This window comes from Myceligenerans xiligouense (assembly GCF_003814695.1).
Lineage (GTDB): Bacteria > Actinomycetota > Actinomycetes > Actinomycetales > Cellulomonadaceae > Myceligenerans > Myceligenerans xiligouense.
Genome location: NZ_RKQZ01000001.1, coordinates 4700731 through 4723192, shown reverse-complemented (window position 1 = coordinate 4723192; position 22462 = coordinate 4700731). Strand labels below are relative to the sequence as shown.

Sequence of the window (22462 nt, the reverse complement as noted above, 5' to 3'; positions counted from 1 at the left end):
GAAGGTCTCCTCGGCGATGCCGGAGAGTCCTCCCGCGGCACCGGCCGAGCCCCAGCCCGTCCCGCCCGCTCCCCCGGAGATGCACTACGCCGCCGGGGCCGTGCGGGGATCCGCGTCCGTGCCGGCAGAGGAAACGATTCCGGTCGGCTCGGGCGGCAGGCCGGAGAGCGACACGACACCGGGGCCGGTGCCCAGCGACGCACCCCGGCCGAGCGGGGGCCCGCGTCGGGTGCGCCTGGCGATCTCGCGGATCGACCCGTGGTCAGTCATGAAGCTGGCTTTCCTGCTGTCCGTCGCGATCGCGATCATGACCGTCGTCGCGACGGTGGTGTTCTGGTCCGTGATCGACAGCCTGGGCGTGTTCGACAACATCCAGACGTTCGTGACCGACGCCATCGGCGAGGAGACGAACTTCAACGTGATGCAGTACGTCGAGTTCGAGCGGATCGTCTCGCTCTCCACGCTCGTCGCCATCTGCAACGTCGTCCTGCTCACGGCGCTGGCCACGATCATGACGTTCCTGTACAACATCACTGCCGCGTTGGTAGGCGGCGTGCACATGACGCTCACCGACGACTGAGCGTCCGATGTCGGCGGCGTCCCCCACTCGAAGGGGGGGCGCCGCCGACGTGTCCTGGCGCATCTCACACCCCGAAGTTGGTCGGATCCACGATTTCGGTTTGGGGCAGAGCCGCTCGCTGGGGTAATGTCTGGGTGCTGCCAGAGAGCGGCTGTCCGGTCGGGCAGACCTCCTGGTTCGGTTCGGGGCTATAGCTCAGGCGGTTAGAGCGCATCGCTGATAACGATGAGGTCCGAGGTTCAAGTCCTCGTAGCCCCACTCGACGGTGGACGGCGTGTGCCCAGGAATGGGCCGCGCCGTCTCGTCATTTTCTGCGGGGGCGGGGCCCCCGCCGCCCGCCCCGGGGGCATGCCCCCCGGACCCCCGGTCGGGGCTGGGTGGTCTGTGGGATGGGGCTGGGGCCGGGGTGGCTGTGGGGCTGGGCATCGTGGGTCGGGGTGTTCGTGCGGTGCTTCTGGATTCACCCTGTCGCGGGGTAAGGGATAACCATTAGGTTCTGGGGCCTATTCTCGCTCTAGACGGGTGACAGGGCAGTAAGCCTTACTTACTGTGGGACGGGCGTGCCGGGCAAGGGCGTCTCTGCACGCGGGGCAACGTGGCCCCACTTGCCGACGAACCCGAGGAGGTTCAGATGTCATCGTCCCGGAAGTTGATCGGAACCCTCGCCGCAGTCACCTGTCTGCTCGTTCCCTGGGCGACAGCCGCGCAGAGCGCTCCGGCACCGCTCGCCGAGACGGAGAAGGTGGCGGCGGCCGTACCGGACACCATCCCCCTGACCATCACCAACAACTCGGACCGGAGCGACCAGGTCTTCCTCTACGTCCTCGGCGAGCGCAACGGAAACATGGGCTACGCCGACGCGACCGGCACGTTTCATCCGTGGCCGGATGCCGGCTCGGTCCCCGAGCCCGCCCCGGATGCCTCGATCCCCGGCCCGGCCCAGGGGCAGTCGAAGACGATCCAGATGCCGAAGCTCTCCGGTCGTGTCTACTTCAGCTACGGCAGCAAGATGACGTTCCAGATCGTGCTGGACGGGCGTCTGGTGCAGCCGGCCGTGCAGAACCCGGACGACCCGAACCGGGACATCATGTTCAGCTGGACCGAGTACACGCTGAACGATTCGGGCCTGTGGATCAACAGCACCCAGGTCGACTTCTTCTCCGCGCCCTACCAGACGGGCCTGCGGACCTCGAGCGGCGAGATCCTGCACACCGGGATGCTCAAGCCGGACGGCTTCTCCCACGTCGTCTCCGCTCTCGACTCCACTACCGGCTGGAACGGCCTGAAGCAGACGGCGCCCGACGGATCGGTCCTCCGCGTGCTCTCCCCCGGCCACGGGATCGGCACGGGCCAGATCTCCCCCGACGTGATCACCCCCTACGTCGACGAAGTGTGGGAGCGCTACCGGTCGAGGACGATGACCGTCGTGCCCTACGGTTTCGCGCCGGACACCAAGTTCTACGGGACCGTCTCAGGCGACACGATGACCTTTACCGACGGCGGTGGCGCCTTCGTGGCCGGCTTCACCAAGCCGTCGGCCGAGTCGATCTTCGGGTGCGCCGGTGACCTGTTCGCACCGAACGACGACGTCGGCGCCATCGCCCGCACGCTGTGCGCCGGGTTCCACCGCTCGACCCTGCTGCTCGGCGACGTGCACCCGGGTCCGTCGTCGGACACGTTCTACCAGAACGGGCGGACGAACTACTACGGCAAGTACATCCACGAGCAGATGGCCGACGGCAAGGCGTACGCGTTCGCGTTCGACGACGTCGAGAACCAGGAGTCCCTGGTCCACGACGGGAACCCGACGGAGGCGTTCATGCAGCTCGATCCGTTCGCCGGAGCGGCCACACCGATCGGCGGAGAGGGCGGTGACGGGGGCGGCGGCGACGACGGCACCCCGCCCGACACCTCCTTGCCGGAAGGAACCGGAACGGTCCTCGCCGCCAACGGGATGTGCCTCGACGTGCCGTGGGCCGATGCCTCGGACGGTAACCCGATCCAGATCGTGCACTGCAGCGGAAACGCCGCTCAGACCTGGACGCGCTCCGGCGACACGGTCTCCGCGCTCGGAAAGTGTCTCGACGTCGCCGGCGGAGGGACGGCGGACGGCGCCACGGTTCAACTCTGGACCTGCAACGGCACCGGCGCGCAGGCATGGACCTACGACGGCGCGGCGCGGCACCTGGTGAACCCGCAGTCGGGCAAGTGCCTCGCGGTGATCGACGGCGCGCTGCAGGACGGTCAGAAGCTCGAGATCCGCACCTGCGGCAGCGGCACCGAGCAGTCCTGGACGTTCGGCGCGGTCTGAGGCTGCGGGAGCGCGGCGGGCCCGGCCACCTGGCGCCGGGCCCGCCATCGGCTCCACGGCGTGCCACCTCGTTCCGACTGGTCGTTGCCGCCGGGAATGTGGGATTGTGGAACGCACGAGGATCGGGGGCATCGGTCCGTCGTTCACCGACCACGGAGGAACTCGTGAAGAAGTTGCTCGTCCTGATTCTGGCTGCCGGCGCCGGGTACGTCCTGTGGCGCAAGCTCAACGAGGACGCCGAGGGGCGTGACCTCTGGTCCGAGGTCACCGACACCGTCGAGTAGTATGTGCGGGGCGTCGATCCGGCGTCTCGTCCGGGGCCATGGCGCAATTGGTAGCGCACCTGCTTTGCAAGCAGGGGGTTAGGGGTTCGAGTCCCCTTGGCTCCACCCAGTCCCACCAGGCACGATACCTAATCGGCCCGGTGGGATTCCTCGTTTCCGAGCAGTGATGGTGCCTATCCGAGTGCCTACGCGCCGTCATCACTCGCCGCCTCACCCTCACCGAGCATGGGGAACACCGCGTCCATCACGCCGGCGCCGGACTGGAGCACCGGCCTCAGCTCGTGCCGGTAGACCAGCTCTGTCACCGCAGTTCCCGAGTGCCCCATCAGCCGCGAAATCTCTTCGACCGGCATCCCGTGGTGCGACAGGATCGACACGAACGAGTGCCGGAGCTCGTACGTGATCCACTCCTCGGGATCGATGCCCGGCACGAGCTTGAGGGCGTCGCGGAACATGCGCAGGACGTTGTGCGCATCCTGCATCGTGCCGACCTGAGACGGGAACACGAGGCCGTGCTCCTTCCATCTGGACCCGGCCCGACGTCGAGCTTCGTCCTGGTCAGCGCGATGCTTGCGCAACACCGCCCCGACGTACCCCGAGAACGCGAGCGTGCGCCGCGACTTGGGCGTCTTCGTGTCGTTCCCGAAGCGCACAGATCGCCAGACCTCGACGTGCGGCGGGACGTCGCCGGGCGGGTCGAGGTGCACCCGGTCCCACCGCAGCGCACGTGCTTCCTCCGGGCGGACGCCGACCAGCATCGACAGCACGATGTACGCGTGCATGTGGTGCTGCTTCGTCTTCTCCAGCACGTCAGAAGCCTGCTCCAGCGTCAGCGACTTCGACCGACGACCGGCCCGACCCCGGGGAGGCGGACACAGGTCGACGACATTCCGCTCCGCGAGGCCCTGCTTCACCGCCCGATCGATAGAGCGCTTGAGTACCGAACGCACTTGCTTGAGCGTCGAGGTCGCCAGCGTCGCCGCGAGTCCCAACAGCCACCGATCCACGTCGTCCGGACGCAAGTCCTTGACCCGACGACGGCCTAGGGCCGGCTTGATGTGCCGCAGGTAGTGGTTCTCGTTCCCCTCCTTCGTCTTCTCTCCCACGGTCGACCGCCCGAGCTCCAACCACTGCTCGACGACCTGTGAGACCGTGACCCGCTCCCAGCCAGGCACCAGACCTGCCTCGTACTCACGGACCCGCTTCCGCAGCGCACGAAGGGCCGCATCCTCCGTCTTGCCCGATGCCTTCGGGCGCAGACGAGTTCCCCGAGCCGTGAACCCCAGGTCAGCCTGGGCAACCCACACACCACGAGCCTTGTCGAGATAGACCGTGTGCTCACCCTTCGCGCGCCGGCCCTTCTCCTCCTCCGCGCCAGTCACGCCGCAGCCTCCAGAGACTTCACGTACTCCAGGACAGCGGCGACCGGGACGAGGCGACGCGTGCCCTCCTTCACGGTGCGAAGCCGGCCGGATCGGATCAGTTCGTAGACGACCGAGCGCGACATCCGGAGCGCTTGAGCTGCTTCCTCGACGCGGTACAGCACCGGCTCAACCTCGACCGGCTTCAACCGGGACGCGCGCGTCTTCTTCCTGGTCTCCATCACTTCCCCCTCAACGGTCATCGGAATTGGTCTTGCGCTGTTCGGCCTGCCATTGGGCGTATTCGCGGGCGCGTGCGGCTGCGGCGTCGGCGAGGATCTTGTCTCCGGGTGAGCCCCATCCGGCGGCGCGGAAGGTCCATTCGCCGACCACGAGGGTGGTGTCGTCGTCCTCGTCGGCCAGGAGTCGGCGTTCGAGGTCGGCCACGTCCAGGGGCACGCCGCGGCGGTCGGCGTCGGCCTTGAGGCGGGCGTAGCGGGCGCGAGCGGTGCGCAGCTTGCCGAGCGTCACGGAGTAGGCGCGCGACTTGGACGAGAAGTGCCCTCGGAATCCGAGCATGCGTGCCCACTTCGCGAGCAGCCGGTAGGGGGAGTCGGCGCAGGTGCCGCACCAGCAGCCCTCGTCGTCCTCCGGGTCCGGTCCGTCTAGGGTCCGGCAGGCCGTGGCAGCACGTTCGGCAAGGTGCCGGGAGGTCTGCGCCATGCGCGCCAGGTGCGGGCGCGGGGCAGCCGGGTCGACGCCGGTCGACTTCGTGGAGTACTTCGCCAGATAGCCCGCCACCTGTTCGGGGGAGAGCTTCCCGTCGTCGGCGGCGTCCGGTAGGCCAGTGCGCACGGTCCGCACGTCTCGCTGTTCCCCGAAGGACAGCAGGCGCGGCACGTCTGCACCATCGACCGGAGGAGCCTCAAACTGCACGGCGCTGATGGCGTTTTCCACGGCGGCCGTGAGCGCGTCCCCGTCCAGCGGAGCGGCGTTCCCGGCATCACCCAGGCGCGCGCCGATCGGGGCGCGGTTGGGTCCGTCCAGGCGGATCAGGGCATGGAAGTGCACCAGGCCGCGTGCCTGGAACTCGGCGACCTTCGCGAACTCCAGCGAGGCATGGTCGCGCAGCTTCGATTCCGGCACACCGAGTACCGAGGCCAGGTGACGGCGCAGGGTGATGGTGAACCGTCGCCACAGTTCCGGGGCCCACCACTGCCAGATGACGGCGGTGTTCCAGTCGTAGCAGTCGAAGCACAGCGGCTCCCCAAGGTGGGGGTCCTCGGGGGTGTGCTTGCGCCAGCAGGACACCGGCCGGCCGTGGGGGCACCGCTTGGCCCGTCCTCGGGGCAGGCAGGGTGCGGGTGAGCCGTCCGGCGTGGTGCGGGTGCCGTGGACGTGGCCGACGCTGGGGGCGGTGAGGGTGGCGAACACCAGCGGATTCGCCGTCACCGATGAGGGGACCGTTTTGCCGCCGACGGCTCCGGCGCGGATCATCTCGAATGTGTCGCGGGCGTAGACCCGGGAGCAGGCGGGGCACACGTCCGCGCGCCGGTTCCCACACGCCCGGTACAGCTCCCCGAGCGGCGCATCCGTGGACGAGAACTGCGAAAGCACCTCGCCGGTGGCACGGTCCAGGGTCATGGACGATCCCGCGAGGCGGACCGGGTGAGAGCAGTAACCGACCGACGCCGCGACGTCGGCGAAGGCTCCGGCGGTGCGGTTACGCAACCGTCCGATGAGGGAGGCAGCTTCGGCGTCGGTCAGGGTTCCCAGGTCCAGGGGCGCGTCCGGCCCGAATCCAGGGAACCCCGACCGGCCGCCATCGAGGTCGAGCCCGTTCACGCGGCCCCCACCAGGTCTAGGCCCGGAAGGGTGTCCTGCACCGGCACACCGACCAGGCCAGCAGCGGCCGGGGTGTCGTCGACGAGCTCGGCGGTGCCGCGCTGACGGCCTGCCCAGAACCCAGAGGTCATGGACCGTGCTTCGACCCCGCAGGCCAGCCGCACCGGGCAGCCCGCACACACGCGAGCCATGGCAGCGACCTGGAGGGGCGAGGCCACGCCGGGTTCTTCGATCCAGGGCAGCAGGCGGGCCGGACCGGACGTGCACGCGCCATCGGCCATCCAGTCGGGCAGCGGACCGGCCAGGGGCAGGGTGGGGGCGGTCATGACGTGACCGCCGCAGCCTCAAAGTCCAGACCCGGAAGCGTGGCCTGGGCAAGCGGGGCGGGGCGACCCACACGAGGCGCACGACGCACCACCGGAGCAGGGGCAGGAGCAGGAGCCGGGACCGGCTCGGGCTCGGGCTCGGGATCCGCGACGGCTGGAGCGGGAGACTCGGCAGGGGCAGTGATCGCGGGCACCGGCTCAGGCTCGGGCCCGGTGGCCGGAGCCACGGTAGCCACACCCACCGACACCGGCTCAGGGGCGGGCACCGGCTCAGCGGCCGGGGCGGGTGCGTCGGACACCACGAGCGAGGCCAGCGCGTGCGTTGAGGTCAGCACCGACAGCGGAGCCAGGGCCACCAGGACCACGCCGACCAGGACCTTGACCTCTTCGGGCACGTCGTAGGCGTGGGCAGCGTTCGCGCCGACGCTGACCACGGTGAACCCGAACATCAGGAACCACGCCCAGGCCGACGACCGGCCCCGTGCCCGCAGCACGAGCGCCACCAGGCCATACACGAGCACCGAGGCATCGATCACGACGGGCACGAGGAAGGCCAGCGCTTCGGGCACGCGGCCCCAGGTCGCGGCATCGCGCAGCGAGGCGAACGACAGCGCGAACGACGCCAGCGCCACCGCGACCGTGAGGGCCACGGTGAACACGAGGACGGGCCGGGAGTCGGCAGCGATACGGGCCACGGGCCCGGCAGGGGTGCGGTTCATGAGTTCGTCTCCTGTTCGGTCGAGGGCGTGTTTCCCGTGGAACCGTCGACGGGCGCGGCCTGGGTGGTGGCGTCGGCCGGGCGGCGGTTGCGCGGGTTCTTGCGGGGGGAGCGCTTGCGGGGCGTGGTGGGGGTGTCGAGGTCGAGGCCATCGAGTCCGGCCAGCGGATTGCCCCACGGCTTCGGTGCAGGGGTAGCCGGAGCCAGATCCGCCGTGGTGGGTGACGGGTAGGCCCGAGCGGTGGCCTTGATCAGTTCGTCGGGCCAGTAGTCGAAGCGGACCAAGGAGACCGTGCCGTCCTCGTTCACGAGGTAGCCCGTGCCGGGCGCGTCCGGGTCGATCAGCTCGGCCGGAGCCGTCCGGGCCCGGGAGTCGAGGACCATTTCTGCCTCGGTCGCCGAGTCCAGACGGAGGGCGATCTTCTGGGTGTAGAGGTTGCGCATGCCCACGGCCTCCTGGCGCGGGTTCTGCACGAACGCGGCCACCACGACCCCGAGGGCCCGGCCCTGGGTGAGGATGACGGACAGGAGGCGTTCGGCTTCGCGGCGGACCTCGAAGTCGGAGTAGGCCATCAGGTCGGCAAGCTCGTCGATCACGAGCACGTGCAGCGGATCGCCCGACGTTGGGACGTGCAGTCGGGACTTGCCGCGCATCTCGACGCCCCGGTGTTCGATGACCTTGACCAGCTCGGCCAGGATCGCGACGGCGTCGGCGTGGGTGTAGGCGACCGCGTGGAACAAGGGCTCGCCCATGCCTGCCTCGACGCCCTTCTTCATGTCGACGCCCCAGACCCGGACGAGCCCTTCGGGGATCGCGGGGGCGAGACCGCCGACCAGGCCCCAGAACGCCGACCCCTTACCCGAGCCGGATGCGCCGACGACGAGGGTGTGACGGCCCCGGACCCGGAGGCGGAACGCGGCCCCATCCAGGCGCACCCCAGCCGTGACGGCGTCGAGGTCGACGACCGAGGGAACGCCGGCGGTGCGGGGGGTGGTGAGCGCGTTGGTCAGGAACAGGCGCAGCGCCACCAGGCCAGGCTTGACCGGTCGCACCTCGAAGGAGTGCGCCCCGAAGTCCGTCGCGATCGCCTCGCCCGCATCCAGGATGGTGCGGGTTGTCTGGCCGGTCAGCGTCGGGACGCGGAGCGTGACGACGCCGGGCACGGCCGAGGTCTTGATCTTCGCCGTGTGCTCGTTGCCGTCCTTGTCCCGCACCGCCAACCCGCAGGCAGCCGCGACGACGGGCCAGCGTTCCCGGACCCACCAGCGCTGCCCCTGCCGGAACGTCCAGGCGTCAAACCGGGCGTACAGGCGCGGTGCGAGCAGCGCGAACACGGCCCGCAGCAGCCCAGGAACGAACCCGAGCGCGGCGACGGCCAGGGCGGTGCGGATCTGGGAGCCCGTGTCACCGATCCCGAGTGACCAGGCCGCCCACCAAAAACCGGCACCGGCAAGCAGCCAGAAGGCGACGCGGATACGCCGCCAGACCTTGCGGGAGACCTTGCCGCGCTTGCCCGACCGGCCCCGACCCCAGCACCAGCGGCCTAACGCGCGGCCAGCAGCGGCGAGGCGACGCCCGACGAAGCGGGCGAGGGGTCCGGCGGGGCGGAGGATCAGGATTCGGCCGGCACGGACTGCCCAGAGGTAGAGGGTGAGCGCCGCAGCAGTGGTGCCGTATCCGGCCGCCTGCACGAACGCCCACAGGCTCCGGGCCGCCAGCCACGGCCAGGAGGAAGTGGAAGCGGAGGTGTTGGGGACCGCCGGGGCGGCCGGAGCCGCCGACACCACCGAAGTAGTGCCAGCAGACTCCGGCCCCGAGGGGGTCACCGGGTCGGTGACCGTCATCGCCGGACCTCCTCAACGATCCGCTGAAGGCGGGCCAGCACGGTCAGGACGTCTTCGGTCTGCTCGCTCAGGGCGATGTAGCCGTCCGGCGTGTTGTGTGCCAGGTGGGACAGGTCCGCCTCCAGCGCCTCACCCAGCTGCACCAGGCCGGGGCGGATCGCGCGCAGTTCCTCCGCGATCGCGCCGGGCACCAGCAAGGACCCGGAACCGGCCGGGGCCGCGCCGGGGACCGGGTGGGCGAACTGGTGGGTCAGCTGGTAGGCCACCATCCGGGACAGGTGGTAGCCGGACTCGACCACGCGCAGCCCGGCCTGCCTGCCCTGCTCCGGCCACCACCACACCGCGTCGTCCACGTGCACCAGCGGGTAGACCGCCGCCACCAGGCGCGTGGAGGTGCGGTAGCCGCCCTGCAACTGCTCAGCGATACGAGCCTTGAGCCGCTCAGGCAGGTAGCGCACCTGCACGCTCTGCGCGCGACGCCGCCGGGCAAGCTCACCCACCCCGAACAGCCCGTCCAGGACCAACGCTCCGGTGCCCGTCATCACCGCTCACCCCGCGCCTGCTGCTCGTCGAGCCGGTCGGCGATCTTGCCCGCCAGCGTCCGCAGCACCTCCACCTGCGTACGCGCGTGCAGGGTCCCGTCACGCAGGTCCCGGAACTCGGTGACCTCGGCGGCCTCCATCGCGTCCTTCGCCCGCGCCAGCGCCTCCGAAGCGACCTCCAGCGCGCGCACCGCCTCGTCAGCGGCCTCGTTCGCGTTCTGCTTGCGTCCCAGTCCGAACATCAGTCCTGCCCCTTCCCGTCGTCGTCCTTGCCGTCGTTGTTGATGCGGTGTTCGCGGTCGAAGGCCGCACGCCGGTCGGCCTCGGTCCGGTCGTCGAACCACGACCCGTCGTAGCCCTGCCCGTAGATCCGGCCCGGAGCGTCCGGGGGGACGATCCGCAGACGCGGAGGCTCAGCAGCCCGCGCCGTCTCGGCGGCCTGAGCGGTGATCTGGCCCAGGTCGGTGACCTCACGGGCCAGCCGGTCAGCCTCCGCGCCAGAGCCGGGCAGGCCGGCCACGTCGAAGCAGTCGCGGGCCTGCCCGAGAGTCCCGGCCGCATCGCGCAGGAGCCCGGCGGCGACCTGGAGGGTGTCCGCGCGGGTCACGCCGCCACCTGCTTGCGAGGGTTGCGCACGTTCTTGCCCAGCAGGAACGGCACCGGCTCATCGAACGCCGCCGCCCGCTCCGGGAAGGCCCGCACGGGGCGAGCCATCGCGTCCGAGGTGCACAGCACGGAGAACTCCACGCCCGGCCAGCGGCCCCCCGTCCAGACCACGCAGCCCGGCCGGTCCGGGTCGCTCGCGTCGTGGTAGTCCACGTGTCCGAGCCCGAGCAGGCGGGCCAGGTGCTCCGCGTCGCCGGGAGCGTCCACGTGCACGCTGACGCTGCTGGTGTGGGTCGAGACCGTCACATAGGCGGTCCGGCCCTCGACCATCGCCGCCACGTCAGCCGCCACGGTCAGCAGCTCGGCCACCGAGGGAGCAGGCACCGCAGCGCCCGTCACCCCCTGCGCGATGGCGTCCTCGCCGGGCATCAGGCCGCCGCCTTGTTCAGCTCGGCCTCACGCTCGGCCTCCTGGCCCGGCGCGCAGATGTCGGCCGCCTTGAACGACCACACGATCCGGGGCCGTGCCCCGTTGTCGTCGATGTAGGCCAGCGCCGTCAGGCCCACGAACCCCACCGCCGTCAGCGGCAGCGGGCCCTTGTTCTCCGGCGGGACCGGCTGGTACCGCGCAGCGATCTTCACCGTCACCGCCGAGTCCTTCTTGCCCGCGTCCTCGTCGAAGTCGAACACCAGCACCTGCCACAACGGCAGACCCGAGTCCTTGTCCAACTGCTGCGGACGCGACCCGTCCTCACGCTGCGGAGCGTTGAAGTCCGCCACCGGCTCCACACCACCCTTCAAGTACGCACCCGCCGGAAACACGACCTCCGTCGGCACGCTCATACGCCTCGGCATCGCCATGGCTATCTCCCTCGTGTCGGGGTGACGCAGGTCCAGGACCTCAGCCACCGATCTGATGGAAGAAAAACTAACAGTAGACTTGTGCAACCTGTCAACTGTTTGGCAACCATGGACGCGGCTTGGCCGCCCGCTCCGGGTGGTGCATCATCGGTGGCAGACCAGTTGTTAGGCCAAAAACTGGCCAGTTGAGAGCCCCTGATGTGAGGTGGGTCACATGTCCCAGTACCGAGCCGACGACGTCGGCGGCAAGAAGCTCGACCGCGTCGAGCACATCCTCAGAAACGACATCGAGGCGGGCAGGCTCCGCGACGGCGAGGCCCTGCCCTCAACCCGCGCACTCGCCGAACAGATGGGCGTCAGCGTGTGGACCATCAACAAAGCGATGGAACAGCTCGCAGAGGAAGGGCTCGTCGAGAACGTCTCCCGCTCGCGTCGCATCGTCCGAAGCGGCATCACGCCCCAGGCCGTGAACCGCGAGGCGGACCGGCCGCACACGTTCCTGATCGGCGGTTACGCGGGTTCCGGCAAGTCCGAGCTGGCCCGAGTGCTGTCTCGCCTGACCGGCTCAGCCATCGTCGACAAGGACACCATCACGCGGCCCGTCGTCGAGCGGCTCCTCGAAGAACTCGGACGGCCGCCGCACGACCGGGAGTCCGAGACGTACCTGGAGCACGTCCGCCCTCACGAGTACGAGGCACTGCTCTCCACGATCCAGGAGAACGCCGACGTCAGGCGGGGCGTGATCGCCTCAGCGCCTTTCATTCGGGAGTTCCGCGATAGCGCCTGGATCGACCGCATCAGCACCAGCCTCCGTTCCGCCGGCGTCGGCCTCACCCTGGTATGGGTCCAGTGCGACGCCGACACGATGCGCACCTACCTCAAACGGCGCGGTGCCGCCCGCGACTCCGGGAAGCTCGCCAGCTGGGAGGACTACATCGCCGCCATCGACCTTGACTACCGCCCGGCGGCACGCCATGTGGTTATCGAGAACTCGACTTCGAGCGAACCCCTCCAGAGCCAGGCGACAAAGATGCTCGCAGCCATCGGAGGCGAGGCGTGACCACGACGGAACCGGCCCAGCCAAGCACTGTCGAGGCGATCCGCCACACACGACTCGTCGCGATCCTTCGCGGACCCAACATGGACCATCTCGTAGCAGGTGCCGAAACACTCGTCGACGAAGGAATCCGTGTCATCGAATTCCCGATCGCCGGGCCCGAAATCCTGTCCGTGGTCTCCATAGTCGCCGCCCGAATCGGCAGCGCCGCGCACGTCGGCGCTGGCACAGTCCGCACCGTCGACGACGCCCGTCGTGCACTCGAGGCCGGGGCTGACTTCCTTGTCGCGCCCAGCCTGTCCGTCCCAGTGATCGAGTACGCGCACCAACGCAACATCGACGTCGTGCCCGGCGTCTTCACACCGACCGAAATTGACACCGCGACTCAGGCGGGAGCCCAGGTGGTCAAGCTTTTCCCGGCCAGCTCCCACACCCCGAAGTTCCTGCGGCAAATCCGCGGGCCTTTACCTGATGCCGGGATCATGCCCACAGGAACAATTACCCGCGCCAACGCTGGCGAATGGCTAGACGCCGGCGCAGTCGCTCTAGGGATCGGCTCGGACTTGGCCCACGAAAGCCTGCGCAGCGGCGATTTCGCTCCGCTGCGCATCGCTGCGCGGGATTGGCTCTCGGTGGTCGCGTCGGACTCCGGGACCGCGCTGCCCTAGTCTTTATCCTCCAACGCTTGCTTAACCATGGACCGCATCTGCCTGCGCACTCCACTGCGTGCCTGGGAGTCATGTAGTTGTGCCTGAAGCGCGCCCCCCTCATTCCGAAACCACGTATTGACTTGCGAATAGGCGGTATCGGCCGCCCAGCCGCCGTCAACTAGGTCGTCGACGCACTCCATCGTGAGATCCGCCTCTTCGAAGACCGGCGCTACTTGTTGATTGATCGTAATAGTCCGTACCGCAACGCGGCTATTGTGGTAGATCCAACGTTGGACCAGGATATTTACCCCCAACTGGCTCATTACGGCGACCCGACGTCCAGGAGTCAGTATCTCTCGCGGTACCACTTCGAGTTCGGGGAAGTTAACTGAACGATGCTCTCCGCCAACGAGCTCGGGGAGAAACGACTTCTTGAAGCTTCCGCTCCCCCAATCGCTAGGCATGCTCGCGCGCCCATCCGAAACGCGGCACGCTAGGACCTTCTCGACGAGGTCCGTTCCACGACGCATAGCGCAAGGGTGCTGAACCAGGCAGACCAGGGAATCATCCAGCTGATACACGTCACCCGTAAATGCTGGTCGGTGCGTCATCTCGGAGGCATCGTCACGGCCGAGCGCCTCGTAGATCGCCCGGAGAGGCTCGGGTGTGTCGAGTGTTTCTTCGTCGTTCACCGACTTCCCTTCGGCCGGATTGCCATCACGCCTTCCGCATCCACGTACGTTTCAAACGCATTGTCAACACAGCTTGACCGCCAGTCCCCACGGAACTCGTCCAGGATTGCTTCCGGTGACATTACGTATGTATTCGTGGCGTGGAGCATGACCAAGTCATATCGTCCGCCCAGAAGCATGTCGAACGGCGTAACAGACACGCCATCCTTTATCCGGTATTCGAGCCAGGATGCTGCGTCGAACACACCGGCATGCGTTTCGAGCATTTCGGTCAGTGCTACGACCTTCGCCAGCGATGCGTGGTTCGCTGGCGAAACACCGGCACCGGATCGCCACTTCCGCACTGCCGGAACGGAAACCCCAGTCAGGTGAGCGATGCTTCGCCACGCGAATCCAGCATCGCTCAAGTCGTTCAGCAGATCCCGGGAGGCGCGCTTCTGGTGCTCAGCCTTGCGGCTCTCAAGATCAGCCATTAGGGCTTTCCGCTGGGCGCTATCAGTGTCGTCCACCAGCCACCCTGCTTGGACCCGCAACACCGACACGTCGGATGCGAAGCGGGCGCTTGTCGTGCGCGCAATTTCAATAGATTCTGGACGATCAACAGGTGTGGCTGAGCCGGTTGTGTCGATTGAGGGAATGTTCAAGTCAGCGACCATCAAAAACCTCCCTGAGTCCGTCCGTCAGCACTGATTCGAACAGTGGCTCGACGTTGTTGTGAAGCCTGTCGGCTGCTTGACAGATTGTGTTTGGAAGAAACTCCGGCGTTCCGCTGGGGGTCCACGCTGCATCTGTGTCAAGTAAGAAGTAGTGGCCGGGTCCCGGCGTATCGCGGCGAATGGGGCCGTTTACGGCTGGAGGCCCGTTGACTGCACCGTAGCGGAGCGTGAGGGTGTCGTTCTCCTCGGCTGTTGTGTACTGCACCACCGCTTGCTGTTGATTCACCTCGAGCCCCAAAATGTTTGGGAGAGGGGCAATGACTTGGGAGTTGAGCCACTCCGCCCAGTCTGGCACGGCCCCGGCGGATTGAGGAAGGCGAACCTCGTTGAGGTACCGGAGGCCTAGGCGGTTCACCCCGTCGGGCAACCCGACCTCAGCCCTCGCCGTAGTAACTCGGTTGAGGAGAGCTCGGAAATTGTCCCAGCCGTCGTACACACCCGTCTCCAGTGAGTAGGACCGGGCTCCGACCGTCAGGGCGGTGTGACCCTCCCTCGATCGGAAGCTCTCGAACCGCACTCGGCTCTGGGTCGGGGACGCGGCGCCAGGTACAACGGAGATGGTGACGTCGTTGCGCACCAGTGACTCGTGTATAGGAAGTACGTCATCAAGGAGCCTCTTCATCTCCTTTATTTGGGCCGTTGTCCACGCCGGTGTCTCTGGGTGCCGCACTTCCGCGAGGACCAAGACTAGAGGTGGTTGCGCATACCTCTTCGGATCGACCATGGTCCGATGATACTCAGACAGTAACCAAAACGGGTACCCCATAAACGAGGCGAGTCCACATCGTTGCTCAGACCGTCTCGTGAGGACTTTCCTTACTGGCTCAAGGCGCCTGCGGCGCGGTCCGGCCCCTGCCTCCGGGGCCCCGCGCTGCGGGGGCCCGCGCTCCGGGCGCTTCGCGCCCTGCGCGCACCCCTCCGCGCACCCCTCCGGCCAGGCCGGACCCAAACACGACGAAGGCGACCCCGAGACCCGAGGTCGCCTTCACTTCTTCTGTTGTCATGCCTCCGGCGGGCACCTGCTGGAGTCAAGAGGATCGAGGGACGGCGCCCCTGCCCTCCGTCATCCGTCGTCCCGGCGCACGACGCTGACAGCGAACCTCGCCCGGCCGCAAGGTCTGGCCCGCCGTACCTGCATCACGTACCGTCGACCAGTCAGGGCCAGACCTTGCACCCGACCGAGAACCGCCGTCCTCGACGAGCCCCGCGCCAACGGACGACGGAGGACAGGGACACCGAGGCCGGCCACGTGGTCGGGTCGAAGACCCGCATGGCTCCGGGTGCCTATCTGGGTGCCTATCGCAGCAGATTCGGCCGGATCACTCTGGACGCGCACGGACGCCGTTTCACGGGAAACCCGCAGGTCAGGGCGCTCAGGTGAGATTTGCAAGCAGGGGGTTAGGGGTTCGAGTCCCCTTGGCTCCACCACCTCCCACCAGGCACGATACCGAATCGGCCTGGTGGGATTCTTCGTGCCGGGCCTGAAGCAAGTCGCAGGGTCGGTCTACGCGATTTCGTCGTGCCGCCTCCCCGTCGTCGAGGTGGTCGAAGACGTGTTCACCCGGGCGGCCATGTCTGCGACGCGACCATCGGAAGCGTTGCCGCCAACCCGCCGCGACGGCTCGGGACCCGAGAGAAGATGAACACGAGATGCATAGATCCGTACCTGTGGGTTGCGCTACCCTCGCTGTGCGGTGAAGAGCCTGCAGCCAGGCACTAATGCATAGATCGTGACCGATTGGTCATGCTTCGGTGGGGGGCAGTTCACCCCGGGTTCATATAGACCTCGTTCTATCGATACCGTCCACAGACATACGGGCGGGAACCATCCCCGCCTCCCAGCAGACGGGATCACTCACGTGTTCAAGTTCCCCAAGCGCGCCGCGGCACTCGCGGGTGCCGCGGGTCTCATGCTTCCCCTCGCCGCCTGCGGCGGCGGCACCGAGACTCCCGGTGACGAAGGTACCGCCGGCGACGAGCTGTCCGGCTCCGTCGTCATCGATGGTTCGTCGACCGTCGCCCCCCTGACCGAGGTCGCGGCTGAGCTCTTCATGGCCGAGAACCCGGGCGTCCAGGTCTCCGTCGGTGTGTCCGGCACCGGCGGCGGCTTCGAGAAGTTCTGTAACAAGGAGACGGACATCTCCGAGGCGTCCCGCACGATCAAGGAGGAGGAGGCGGCGGTCTGCGACGACGCCGGTGTCTCCTATGCCGAGCTCGGTGTCGCCAACGACGGGCTCGCCGTGGCGGTCAACCCCGAGAACGACTGGGCCGAGTGCCTGACCGTGGACGAGGTCTCCTCCATGTGGCGCCCGGACGAGCCGGTCACCAGCTGGGCCGACGTGCGCGAGGGTTTCCCCGACGAGGAGATCACGCTCTACGGCCCGGGTACCGACTCCGGGACGTTCGGCTACTTCACCGAGGAGATCAACGGTGAGGACGGCGCGATCACGCCCGACTACAACGACATCGGCGAGGACGACAACGCCGCGGTCCAGGGTGTGGCCGGCGACTCGGCCGCCACGGGCTACATCCCGCTCTCGTTCGTGAACGAGGCGGGCGACTCGATCAAGGCGATCGAGATCGAGAACGAGGCCGGCGAGTGCGTGGCCCCGTCGGAGGAGACCGTCATGGACGGTTCCTACAACCCGCTGGGTCGCCAGCTCTACATCTACCCCTCGGACGCCGGGCTGGAGAAGCCCGAGGTCGTGGCCTTCGTCGAGTTCTACATCGAGAACCAGGCGGAGATCGCGGCGACGGCCGGGTTCATCCCGCTGAACCCGGAGCAGGAGCAGACCGCAACGGACGCCCTGGCCGAGCTGACCATGTGACGCGCGCCTGAGGCGCACCCGCAGCGGGTGCGCCTCAGGCCGTATCCGCTGAAAGGCAGGAACCACTCGATATGGCTTCCTCAACGGCCGACCGCCCCGCCGGGCTGTCGCTCGAGCCGCAGAGCAGGCGCATCGGTGAGAAGGCGATCGTGACGTGGCTGTTCGTGGCCGCGCTCGCCGCCGTCCTGATCACCGTCGGGATCATCGTCGCGCTCCTGGAGCCGGCGGCCGAGTTCTTCAGGTTCGTCTCGGTCACCGAGTTCTTCTCCACCGCCCGGTGGACACCGACCCAGGCCGATCCCGAGTTCGGGGTGCTGCGCCTCCTGGCCGGCACCGGCGCGGCGGTGCTCTACTCGTGCATCATCGCCCTGCCCGCCGGGCTGGGCGCCGCGATCTACATGAACGAGTACGCGAGCCACCGGGCGCGCCAGGTGCTCAAGCCGCTGCTGGAGGTCCTGGAGGGGATCCCCACCGTCGTGTACGGCTTCTTCGCGGTGGCCTTCGTCGCCCCGCTGCTGAAGGACAACTGGTGGACCTGGATGCCGGGAAGGCTCGGCGAGGAGCCGGGCACGCAGTTCATCCTGGCGGCCGGGCTGGTGCTCGGCATCATGATCATCCCCACCGTCGCCTCCGTGTCGCAGGACGCGATGGCCGCCATCCCTCGTGGCCTGCGCGAGGCAGCCTACGGGTTGGGTAGCACCCGGATGCAGGTGGCGACCCGCGTGGTGGTCCCCGGCGCACTGTCCGGCATCGTCGCCTCCTTCGTGCTGGGACTATCCCGCGCGATCGGCGAGACGATCGTGGTGCTCCTGGCCGCCGGGGCCATGGCGAACCTGTCGATCTGGCCCAACGACGGCGCGTTCACCATGACAGCCTTCATCGGCCGCACGTCCACCGGCGAGATCGCCTACGGCACGATCACCTACTACTCGATCTTCGCCGTGGGCGCGCTGCTGTTCGTGATCACCCTGATCGTCAACCTGATCAGCATCGCCCTGGTCCGCAAGTTCCGAGAGGTCTACGAATGAGCCGCCAGTCAGTACGCACCCGGACCGCGGTCCAGGCGGTGCAGGACACCTCGATCCGCCTGGAGAGGCGAGGGGCCGACGTCGCGGGCGAGATGTTCCGGGCGGTGCTGCTGCTGTGCATCGTGGTGGGCATCGTCATGCTGGGAACGTTGCTGGCCTACGTCACCTGGCGCGGATGGCCGCGGCTGGACCTGAACCTGTTCACGCAGATGCCGTCCAGCATCAACCTCGACACGGCCGGCTTCCTCCCCGCGATCGTCGGCACGGTGTGGATCATGGTCGGTGTCCTGGTCACCGTGGTCCCTCTGGGTGTGAGCGCGGCACTGTACCTGGAGGAGTACGCGAACAACGACAGGTGGTGGAACCGCGCCATCGAGGTCGTCATCCAGAACCTCGCCGCGGTGCCCTCGATCGTCTTCGGCATCCTGGGACTGGCCTTCGTCGTGCGATCGCCTCTGGCGCTTGGCCCGGTGGCGTTCGCGGGTTCGCTCACGCTCACGATGCTGGTGCTGCCTACTGTCATCATCGCGTCACGTGAGGCGATCCGGGCGGTGCCCAGCACGTTGCGGCAGGCATCTATCGGGCTGGGCGCCACGAAGTGGCAGACCGTGTGGCACCAGGTGCTCCCCACCTCGGTGCCCGGGATCCTGACCGGCACCATCCTGGCGATGTCTCGGGCGATCGGCGAGACGGCCCCGCTGCTCCTGGTCGGGGCGACGACCTTCGTCCAGTTCCTCCCGAACGGACCGTTCGACGGCGCGTACACGGCCATCCCGGTCCAGATCTTCCAGTGGGTCGTCCGTCCGCAGGAAGAGTTCCGTGTCCTCGCCGCCGCCGGCTGTCTCGTCCTGGTCGTGCTGCTGCTCCTGATGAACTCCGTCGCCATCTGGCTCCGGGCGCGGTTCTCGCCCGAATCGTGACCCGGACCCCCGAAAGAGGTTGCCTCCCATGACCGACCAGACCGAGACCGACCAGACCGAATCGGGCCTGGCCCGGACGGCCCAGCCCCATATCGGCCGGCCAGGACGCCACAGTGCGGCGTCCGAGACGCACCACGCCGCTCGGGACGAGGGCAAGGCGGACGTTCCGCCGGACCCGGTGTTCGTCACCGACAAGCTCAACGTGTACTACGGGAACTTCCACGCCGTGACCGACGTCGATCTGTCGTTCGGCAAGAACGAGATCACCGCGCTGATCGGCCCGTCAGGGTGCGGCAAGTCGACCGTGCTGCGGTGCCTGAACCGGATGAACGACCTGATCCCGACCGCACGGGTCGAGGGCACGGTGAGCTACCACGGCCACGACATCTACGGTGAGCGGGTCGACCCCATCGAGGTGCGCCGCCGGATCGGCATGGTGTTCCAGAAGCCGAACCCCTTCCCCAAGTCGATCTACGACAACGTCGCCTACGGCCCGCGAGTGACGGGCATGAAGGTCGACAGCATGGACGACCTCGTGGAGAGCGCGCTCACGGGTGCGGCACTCTGGGACGAGGTCAAGGACAAGCTCAAGCAGAACGCCAACGGCCTGTCGGGAGGACAGCAGCAACGCCTGTGTATCGCCCGCGCTATCGCGACCACCCCGGACGTCGTCCTCATGGACGAGCCCTGCTCGGCCCTCGACCCGATCGCCACGCTGAAGATCGAGGAGCTGATGGCCGAGCTGCGCAACCGCTACACGATCGTCATCGTGACGCACAACATGCAGCAGGCGGCCCGCGTCTCGGACCGCACTGCCTTCTTCAGCGTGCAGCAGAAGAGCGAGACCGGTGACCGGACCGGCGCGCTGGTCGAGTTCGACAAGACCACGAAGATCTTCGAGAGCCCGTCCGACCGGCGCACGGAGGACTACATCTCGGGCCGGTTCGGCTGACGAGGACGACGCATGGCCGCCATCATGCAGGAGCACGGGCCCGATGCCGGGCCGTACCGTTTCCAGGAACGGCGCGGGCTCGCCGACGACACCGTCGTGCTGGTCGATCCTGGCCTCGACGGTGAGGGTGCGCTCGTGTCCCGGCTCCGAGAGCGGGGCGTGGTCCTGCACCTCTACACCGACGTGCTCCGGGCCCTTACCCGCCTGGGCGCGGGCGACGTGGACATGCTCGTGCTCTCCGCCGGCCTCGGCACAGAACTGCTTGTGATGGTCGTCGCCGCGGCACGTGACGAGCTGGACATCCCTGTCGTCGTGGCCCACGGCGCTGGAGAGGCCGACTCGATCGGCCCGGCGATACTCGCGGGGGCGCGGCCACTGCTGACCCGGCCCTATGCAGCCGAGGCGGTGGTGGCGGCGCTCCACGAGGTCCGGCCGGTACCCCCGCCTCCGCCGGTGGTGCGAGTAGGTCCGCTCCTCGTCGACCCCTCCGCGTTCGACGTTCACCTGCATGGGCACGGTCTCGACCTGAGCACGCTCGAGTTCGCCCTTCTGCACGAGCTCGCCGCGCGGGCCGACCACGTGGTGCCGCACGACAGCCTCCGGCGCACGCTCGCTCCGGATTCAGCCGACCCGGAGTCGGTACTGGTCGCTGCGGTCTCTCGGCTACGCCGCAAGCTCGAGCTGTACGAGGTCGGGAGGGCCGTGCACACCGTGCGCGGCGTGGGGTACCGGCTGGACTCCGCCGTGATCGCCCGGGCGGTCGAACCTTCGGCAAAATCATAGACAAACATCTATGAGATTTGCGCTGCCGAGATCTCGTCGAGCAGCTTGCGGACGCGCTCCGTGATGTCGTCCGTGATGCGGCGTACCTCGGCAGGGGGTCTCCCGGCAGGGTCGTCGAGGGGCCAGTCCAGATAGCGTCGACCGGGTAGCACCGGGCAGGCATCGCCGCAGCCCATGGTCACGACCACTCTTGACGCACGCACCACCTCGTCCGTCAGCGGCCGCGGCAGTTCGGCGAGTCCTCCCAGGCCACGCCGGTCGAGCTCCGCCCGCACGCCCGGATCCAGCGGACCGGACGGCACCGTACCGGCGGTGCGGACCCGGACCCGATTCCCGGCCAGGGAGCGCAGGACGGCGCCGGCGATCTGCGACCGTCCGGCATTTTGCGCGCAGACGAACAGCACGTCGAGCTCGGCGGCGAAGTCTGCCGAGAAGGGCTGGCCGTGCCAGGGTGCGTCAACAGTGAGAGGCGTGGCGAGGGCGGCCAGGCGGTCGGCCGAGAACCGGGCTGTGAGCGCCGGCAGGAACTGCTGCACCGAGGCACGCGAGGCCAGGAGCGAGTAGCTCTCCGTGACGAACCGTTCCACGGTCTCGCGACCGAAGACGTCGGCGAACCGATCCGTGAGCTCATCGGCGATCCGGTCGAGCAGCGGCGTGTGGTCACCCGAGTCCATGGTGACGGCGCCCTCGAGTGGCGGTGTGCCGATCGCCGCTCCGCCGAAACGCATGATCGCGTCGGGAGTAGGGCGGTAGCCGGGCGCGTTCGGGTCACCAACCCGCGCCAGCAGCCAGACGTCGGCCATTGCCTCGAGGTGGTCGACGACGACCTCCACAGGGCCGCGGGGGCCGGCGAGGTGCGCCGCCGTCGGCTGCCCGGATGGGTCGGTGAGCACGAGGGCGAGCAGCCGCAGGCGGTCGGGGTCGGCCATCACCACGGTTTGCGCCGCCAGCAGGTCGAGGTCGGTCACACACCCTCCTTGGTCGTGAGCGTCATCGCTTCGTCTCTCGGGCGGCCCGTCGTCACCAGGCTCGCCGCCGTGTCGTCATCGCAGCAGGTCGGCGATCGCGTCCAGGCGGTCCGGCACGATGGCATACCAGACCTCGCGCCCCACCGGGTCCCGTGAAAGCACACTGGCCTCGTTCATCACCTTCAGGTGATGGGACACGGTGGGCTGGCGCAGCCCCAGGGCGCGCGTCAGGTCGGCGACACGGGCGCGGCCTTCCTCGCTGTGGTGGATGAGCGAGAGGATCTGCAGCCGTGTCGGGTCCGAGACCACGCGGAGCAGCGCCGCAGTGCCCTCGGCCTGTTCCCGGCTCAGGGCGGACCGGAGCGCCGGCTGCGTGTCTCGCGCCGGTGGCGTTCCAGAGGGCGTGGCCCGGATGGCGGGGTTGCTCACCCGCAGAGAATAGCGCGTGATCCATCGTGATCTATGTGTCGTCCGACTGGGTCGCCGCGTCGACGCCCGGTGGCCTGACCTGTGAGATCAGCCACGTATCCCGGCGTGTGCCTGGTGATTCTGGTTGCCGCCCGAGCGCACACGTCGACGGCCTGGATCTT

General features: G+C 68.3%; 26 protein-coding genes and 2 tRNA genes. 12 read left to right on the top strand and 16 right to left on the bottom strand.

The genetic code is table 11. The features are described 5' to 3' along the window. From EDD34_RS20525 to EDD34_RS20510, 5 genes are all read left to right on the top strand, one after another. On the top strand, positions 1-580 hold a 580-nt coding region (locus tag EDD34_RS20525; protein WP_246012602.1), incomplete at its 5' end, for a DUF3566 domain-containing protein. A gap of 184 nt (positions 581-764) precedes the next feature. Continuing rightward, a tRNA-Ile gene (locus tag EDD34_RS20520) sits at positions 765-838 on the top strand. A 373-nt stretch (positions 839-1211) separates the two neighbouring features. Continuing rightward, positions 1212-2891 carry a beta-1,3-glucanase family protein gene (locus EDD34_RS20515; protein WP_123816211.1) on the top strand — a complete coding sequence of 560 codons (1680 nt, stop codon included), beginning with the start codon at positions 1212-1214 and terminating at the stop codon, positions 2889-2891. Between the two features lie 164 nt (positions 2892-3055). After that, positions 3056-3175, top strand: coding sequence for a DLW-39 family protein (locus EDD34_RS20980; protein ID WP_211341653.1), 120 nt, complete (start codon positions 3056-3058; stop codon positions 3173-3175). Positions 3176-3207: 32 nt separating this feature from the next. Next, a tRNA-Ala gene (locus tag EDD34_RS20510) sits at positions 3208-3280 on the top strand. A gap of 80 nt (positions 3281-3360) precedes the next feature. Here EDD34_RS20510 and EDD34_RS20505 read toward each other — a convergent pair. The 11 genes from EDD34_RS20505 to EDD34_RS20460 are packed head-to-tail and all read right to left on the bottom strand — an operon-like array spanning position 3361 to position 11326. Continuing rightward, a complete protein-coding gene (locus tag EDD34_RS20505; RefSeq protein WP_123816210.1) occupies positions 3361-4557 on the bottom strand; it encodes a site-specific integrase in 1197 nt (398 codons plus the stop codon). After that, entirely contained in the window at positions 4554-4778 is a 225-nt protein-coding gene (locus tag EDD34_RS20500; RefSeq protein WP_123816209.1) for a helix-turn-helix domain-containing protein, read from the bottom strand. Before EDD34_RS20500 ends, EDD34_RS20505 begins: the two co-directional genes overlap by 4 nt. A gap of 10 nt (positions 4779-4788) precedes the next feature. Next, positions 4789-6381, bottom strand: a complete 1593-nt coding sequence (locus tag EDD34_RS20495; protein WP_123816208.1) for a replication initiator — start codon at positions 6379-6381, stop codon at positions 4789-4791. Continuing rightward, positions 6378-6707, bottom strand: coding sequence for a WhiB family transcriptional regulator (locus tag EDD34_RS20490; RefSeq protein ID WP_123816207.1), 330 nt, complete (start codon positions 6705-6707; stop codon positions 6378-6380). Before EDD34_RS20490 ends, EDD34_RS20495 begins: the two co-directional genes overlap by 4 nt. Next, positions 6704-7426, bottom strand: a complete 723-nt coding sequence (locus EDD34_RS20485; protein WP_123816206.1) for a DUF2637 domain-containing protein — start codon at positions 7424-7426, stop codon at positions 6704-6706. The genes EDD34_RS20490 and EDD34_RS20485 overlap by 4 nt, the downstream gene beginning before the upstream one ends. Continuing rightward, a complete protein-coding gene (locus EDD34_RS20480) occupies positions 7423-9270 on the bottom strand; it encodes an FtsK/SpoIIIE domain-containing protein (protein ID WP_123816205.1) in 1848 nt (615 codons plus the stop codon). Before EDD34_RS20480 ends, EDD34_RS20485 begins: the two co-directional genes overlap by 4 nt. Beyond that, entirely contained in the window at positions 9267-9812 is a 546-nt protein-coding gene (locus tag EDD34_RS20475; RefSeq protein WP_123816204.1) for a hypothetical protein, read from the bottom strand. The genes EDD34_RS20480 and EDD34_RS20475 overlap by 4 nt, the downstream gene beginning before the upstream one ends. Then, positions 9812-10054, bottom strand: coding sequence for a hypothetical protein (locus EDD34_RS20790; RefSeq protein ID WP_170177142.1), 243 nt, complete (start codon positions 10052-10054; stop codon positions 9812-9814). The genes EDD34_RS20475 and EDD34_RS20790 overlap by 1 nt, the downstream gene beginning before the upstream one ends. Continuing rightward, entirely contained in the window at positions 10054-10419 is a 366-nt protein-coding gene (locus EDD34_RS20470) for a hypothetical protein (RefSeq protein ID WP_123816203.1), read from the bottom strand. Before EDD34_RS20470 ends, EDD34_RS20790 begins: the two co-directional genes overlap by 1 nt. Further along, positions 10416-10847: a hypothetical protein gene (locus EDD34_RS20465; protein WP_123816202.1), complete on the bottom strand. Its 432-nt coding sequence runs from the start codon at positions 10845-10847 to the stop codon at positions 10416-10418. The genes EDD34_RS20470 and EDD34_RS20465 overlap by 4 nt, the downstream gene beginning before the upstream one ends. After that, complete coding sequence (locus EDD34_RS20460; protein ID WP_211341652.1) at positions 10847-11326, bottom strand: plasmid replication, integration and excision activator; 480 nt, start codon at positions 11324-11326, stop codon at positions 10847-10849. Before EDD34_RS20460 ends, EDD34_RS20465 begins: the two co-directional genes overlap by 1 nt. A 166-nt stretch (positions 11327-11492) precedes the next feature. On the opposite strand from EDD34_RS20460, the gene EDD34_RS20455 reads away from it, so the two are divergent. Together EDD34_RS20455 and EDD34_RS20450 are read left to right on the top strand one after the other, a co-directional pair. Next, positions 11493-12338 (top strand): GntR family transcriptional regulator, encoded by an 846-nt coding sequence (locus EDD34_RS20455; protein WP_123816201.1) that lies wholly within the window; start codon positions 11493-11495, stop codon positions 12336-12338. Then, complete coding sequence (locus EDD34_RS20450) at positions 12335-13003, top strand: bifunctional 4-hydroxy-2-oxoglutarate aldolase/2-dehydro-3-deoxy-phosphogluconate aldolase (RefSeq protein ID WP_123816200.1); 669 nt, start codon at positions 12335-12337, stop codon at positions 13001-13003. The genes EDD34_RS20455 and EDD34_RS20450 overlap by 4 nt, the downstream gene beginning before the upstream one ends. Here the strand turns inward: EDD34_RS20450 and EDD34_RS20445 are convergent. From EDD34_RS20445 to EDD34_RS20435, 3 genes are read right to left on the bottom strand one after another with little or no spacing between them, the layout of a single operon-like run. Next, the gene (locus tag EDD34_RS20445) at positions 13000-13677 is read right to left on the bottom strand and encodes a hypothetical protein (protein ID WP_123816199.1); all 678 of its coding nucleotides are present in this window, start codon (positions 13675-13677) and stop codon (positions 13000-13002) included. The genes EDD34_RS20450 and EDD34_RS20445 overlap by 4 nt on opposite strands. After that, positions 13674-14333 (bottom strand): transcriptional regulator, encoded by a 660-nt coding sequence (locus EDD34_RS20440; protein ID WP_123816198.1) that lies wholly within the window; start codon positions 14331-14333, stop codon positions 13674-13676. The genes EDD34_RS20445 and EDD34_RS20440 overlap by 4 nt, the downstream gene beginning before the upstream one ends. Then, the gene (locus tag EDD34_RS20435; protein ID WP_170177141.1) at positions 14323-15117 is read right to left on the bottom strand and encodes a TIGR04255 family protein; all 795 of its coding nucleotides are present in this window, start codon (positions 15115-15117) and stop codon (positions 14323-14325) included. The genes EDD34_RS20440 and EDD34_RS20435 overlap by 11 nt, the downstream gene beginning before the upstream one ends. A gap of 1135 nt (positions 15118-16252) precedes the next feature. Here EDD34_RS20435 and EDD34_RS20430 point away from each other — a divergent pair. The 5 genes from EDD34_RS20430 (at position 16253) to EDD34_RS20410 (ending at position 20904) form a co-directional block, all read left to right on the top strand. Next, complete coding sequence (locus EDD34_RS20430) at positions 16253-17221, top strand: PstS family phosphate ABC transporter substrate-binding protein (RefSeq protein ID WP_211341651.1); 969 nt, start codon at positions 16253-16255, stop codon at positions 17219-17221. A 71-nt stretch (positions 17222-17292) separates the two neighbouring features. Beyond that, positions 17293-18249: a phosphate ABC transporter permease subunit PstC gene (gene pstC, locus EDD34_RS20425; protein ID WP_123816196.1), complete on the top strand. Its 957-nt coding sequence runs from the start codon at positions 17293-17295 to the stop codon at positions 18247-18249. Next, on the top strand, positions 18246-19169 hold the full coding sequence (gene pstA, locus EDD34_RS20420) for a phosphate ABC transporter permease PstA (protein WP_123816195.1): 924 nt from the start codon (positions 18246-18248) through the stop codon (positions 19167-19169). The genes pstC and pstA overlap by 4 nt, the downstream gene beginning before the upstream one ends. Positions 19170-19197: 28 nt before the next feature. Continuing rightward, positions 19198-20121 carry a phosphate ABC transporter ATP-binding protein PstB gene (gene pstB, locus EDD34_RS20415; protein WP_123816194.1) on the top strand — a complete coding sequence of 308 codons (924 nt, stop codon included), beginning with the start codon at positions 19198-19200 and terminating at the stop codon, positions 20119-20121. Between the two features lie 12 nt (positions 20122-20133). Then, positions 20134-20904 carry a winged helix-turn-helix transcriptional regulator gene (locus EDD34_RS20410; protein ID WP_123816193.1) on the top strand — a complete coding sequence of 257 codons (771 nt, stop codon included), beginning with the start codon at positions 20134-20136 and terminating at the stop codon, positions 20902-20904. 8 nt (positions 20905-20912) lie between these two features. Here EDD34_RS20410 and EDD34_RS20405 read toward each other — a convergent pair whose 3' ends face one another. Both EDD34_RS20405 and EDD34_RS20400 read right to left on the bottom strand, forming a co-directional pair. Continuing rightward, positions 20913-21872: an arsenate-mycothiol transferase ArsC gene (locus EDD34_RS20405; protein ID WP_246012601.1), complete on the bottom strand. Its 960-nt coding sequence runs from the start codon at positions 21870-21872 to the stop codon at positions 20913-20915. Between the two features lie 75 nt (positions 21873-21947). Continuing rightward, positions 21948-22301 carry an ArsR/SmtB family transcription factor gene (locus tag EDD34_RS20400; protein ID WP_170177140.1) on the bottom strand — a complete coding sequence of 118 codons (354 nt, stop codon included), beginning with the start codon at positions 22299-22301 and terminating at the stop codon, positions 21948-21950. Positions 22302-22462: the final 161 nt, after the last annotated feature.

Excerpts from the sequence above, each read along its gene's own strand:
- EDD34_RS20455 (WP_123816201.1), top strand. The coding sequence starts at position 11,493 with ATGTCCCAGTACCGAGCCGACGACGTCGGCGGCAAGAAGCTCGACCGC.
- EDD34_RS20480 (WP_123816205.1), bottom strand. The coding sequence starts at position 9,270 with ATGACGGTCACCGACCCGGTGACCCCCTCGGGGCCGGAGTCTGCTGGC.
- EDD34_RS20435 (WP_170177141.1), bottom strand. The coding sequence starts at position 15,117 with ATGGTCGATCCGAAGAGGTATGCGCAACCACCTCTAGTCTTGGTCCTC.
- EDD34_RS20475 (WP_123816204.1), bottom strand. The coding sequence starts at position 9,812 with ATGACGGGCACCGGAGCGTTGGTCCTGGACGGGCTGTTCGGGGTGGGT.
- EDD34_RS20465 (WP_123816202.1), bottom strand. The coding sequence starts at position 10,847 with ATGCCCGGCGAGGACGCCATCGCGCAGGGGGTGACGGGCGCTGCGGTG.
- EDD34_RS20485 (WP_123816206.1), bottom strand. The coding sequence starts at position 7,426 with ATGAACCGCACCCCTGCCGGGCCCGTGGCCCGTATCGCTGCCGACTCC.
- pstC (WP_123816196.1), top strand. The coding sequence starts at position 17,293 with ATGGCTTCCTCAACGGCCGACCGCCCCGCCGGGCTGTCGCTCGAGCCG.
- EDD34_RS20790 (WP_170177142.1), bottom strand. The coding sequence starts at position 10,054 with ATGTTCGGACTGGGACGCAAGCAGAACGCGAACGAGGCCGCTGACGAG.
- pstA (WP_123816195.1), top strand. The coding sequence starts at position 18,246 with ATGAGCCGCCAGTCAGTACGCACCCGGACCGCGGTCCAGGCGGTGCAG.
- EDD34_RS20490 (WP_123816207.1), bottom strand. The coding sequence starts at position 6,707 with ATGACCGCCCCCACCCTGCCCCTGGCCGGTCCGCTGCCCGACTGGATG.
- EDD34_RS20410 (WP_123816193.1), top strand. The coding sequence starts at position 20,134 with ATGGCCGCCATCATGCAGGAGCACGGGCCCGATGCCGGGCCGTACCGT.
- EDD34_RS20500 (WP_123816209.1), bottom strand. The coding sequence starts at position 4,778 with ATGGAGACCAGGAAGAAGACGCGCGCGTCCCGGTTGAAGCCGGTCGAG.
- EDD34_RS20440 (WP_123816198.1), bottom strand. The coding sequence starts at position 14,333 with ATGGTCGCTGACTTGAACATTCCCTCAATCGACACAACCGGCTCAGCC.
- pstB (WP_123816194.1), top strand. The coding sequence starts at position 19,198 with ATGACCGACCAGACCGAGACCGACCAGACCGAATCGGGCCTGGCCCGG.
- EDD34_RS20515 (WP_123816211.1), top strand. The coding sequence starts at position 1,212 with ATGTCATCGTCCCGGAAGTTGATCGGAACCCTCGCCGCAGTCACCTGT.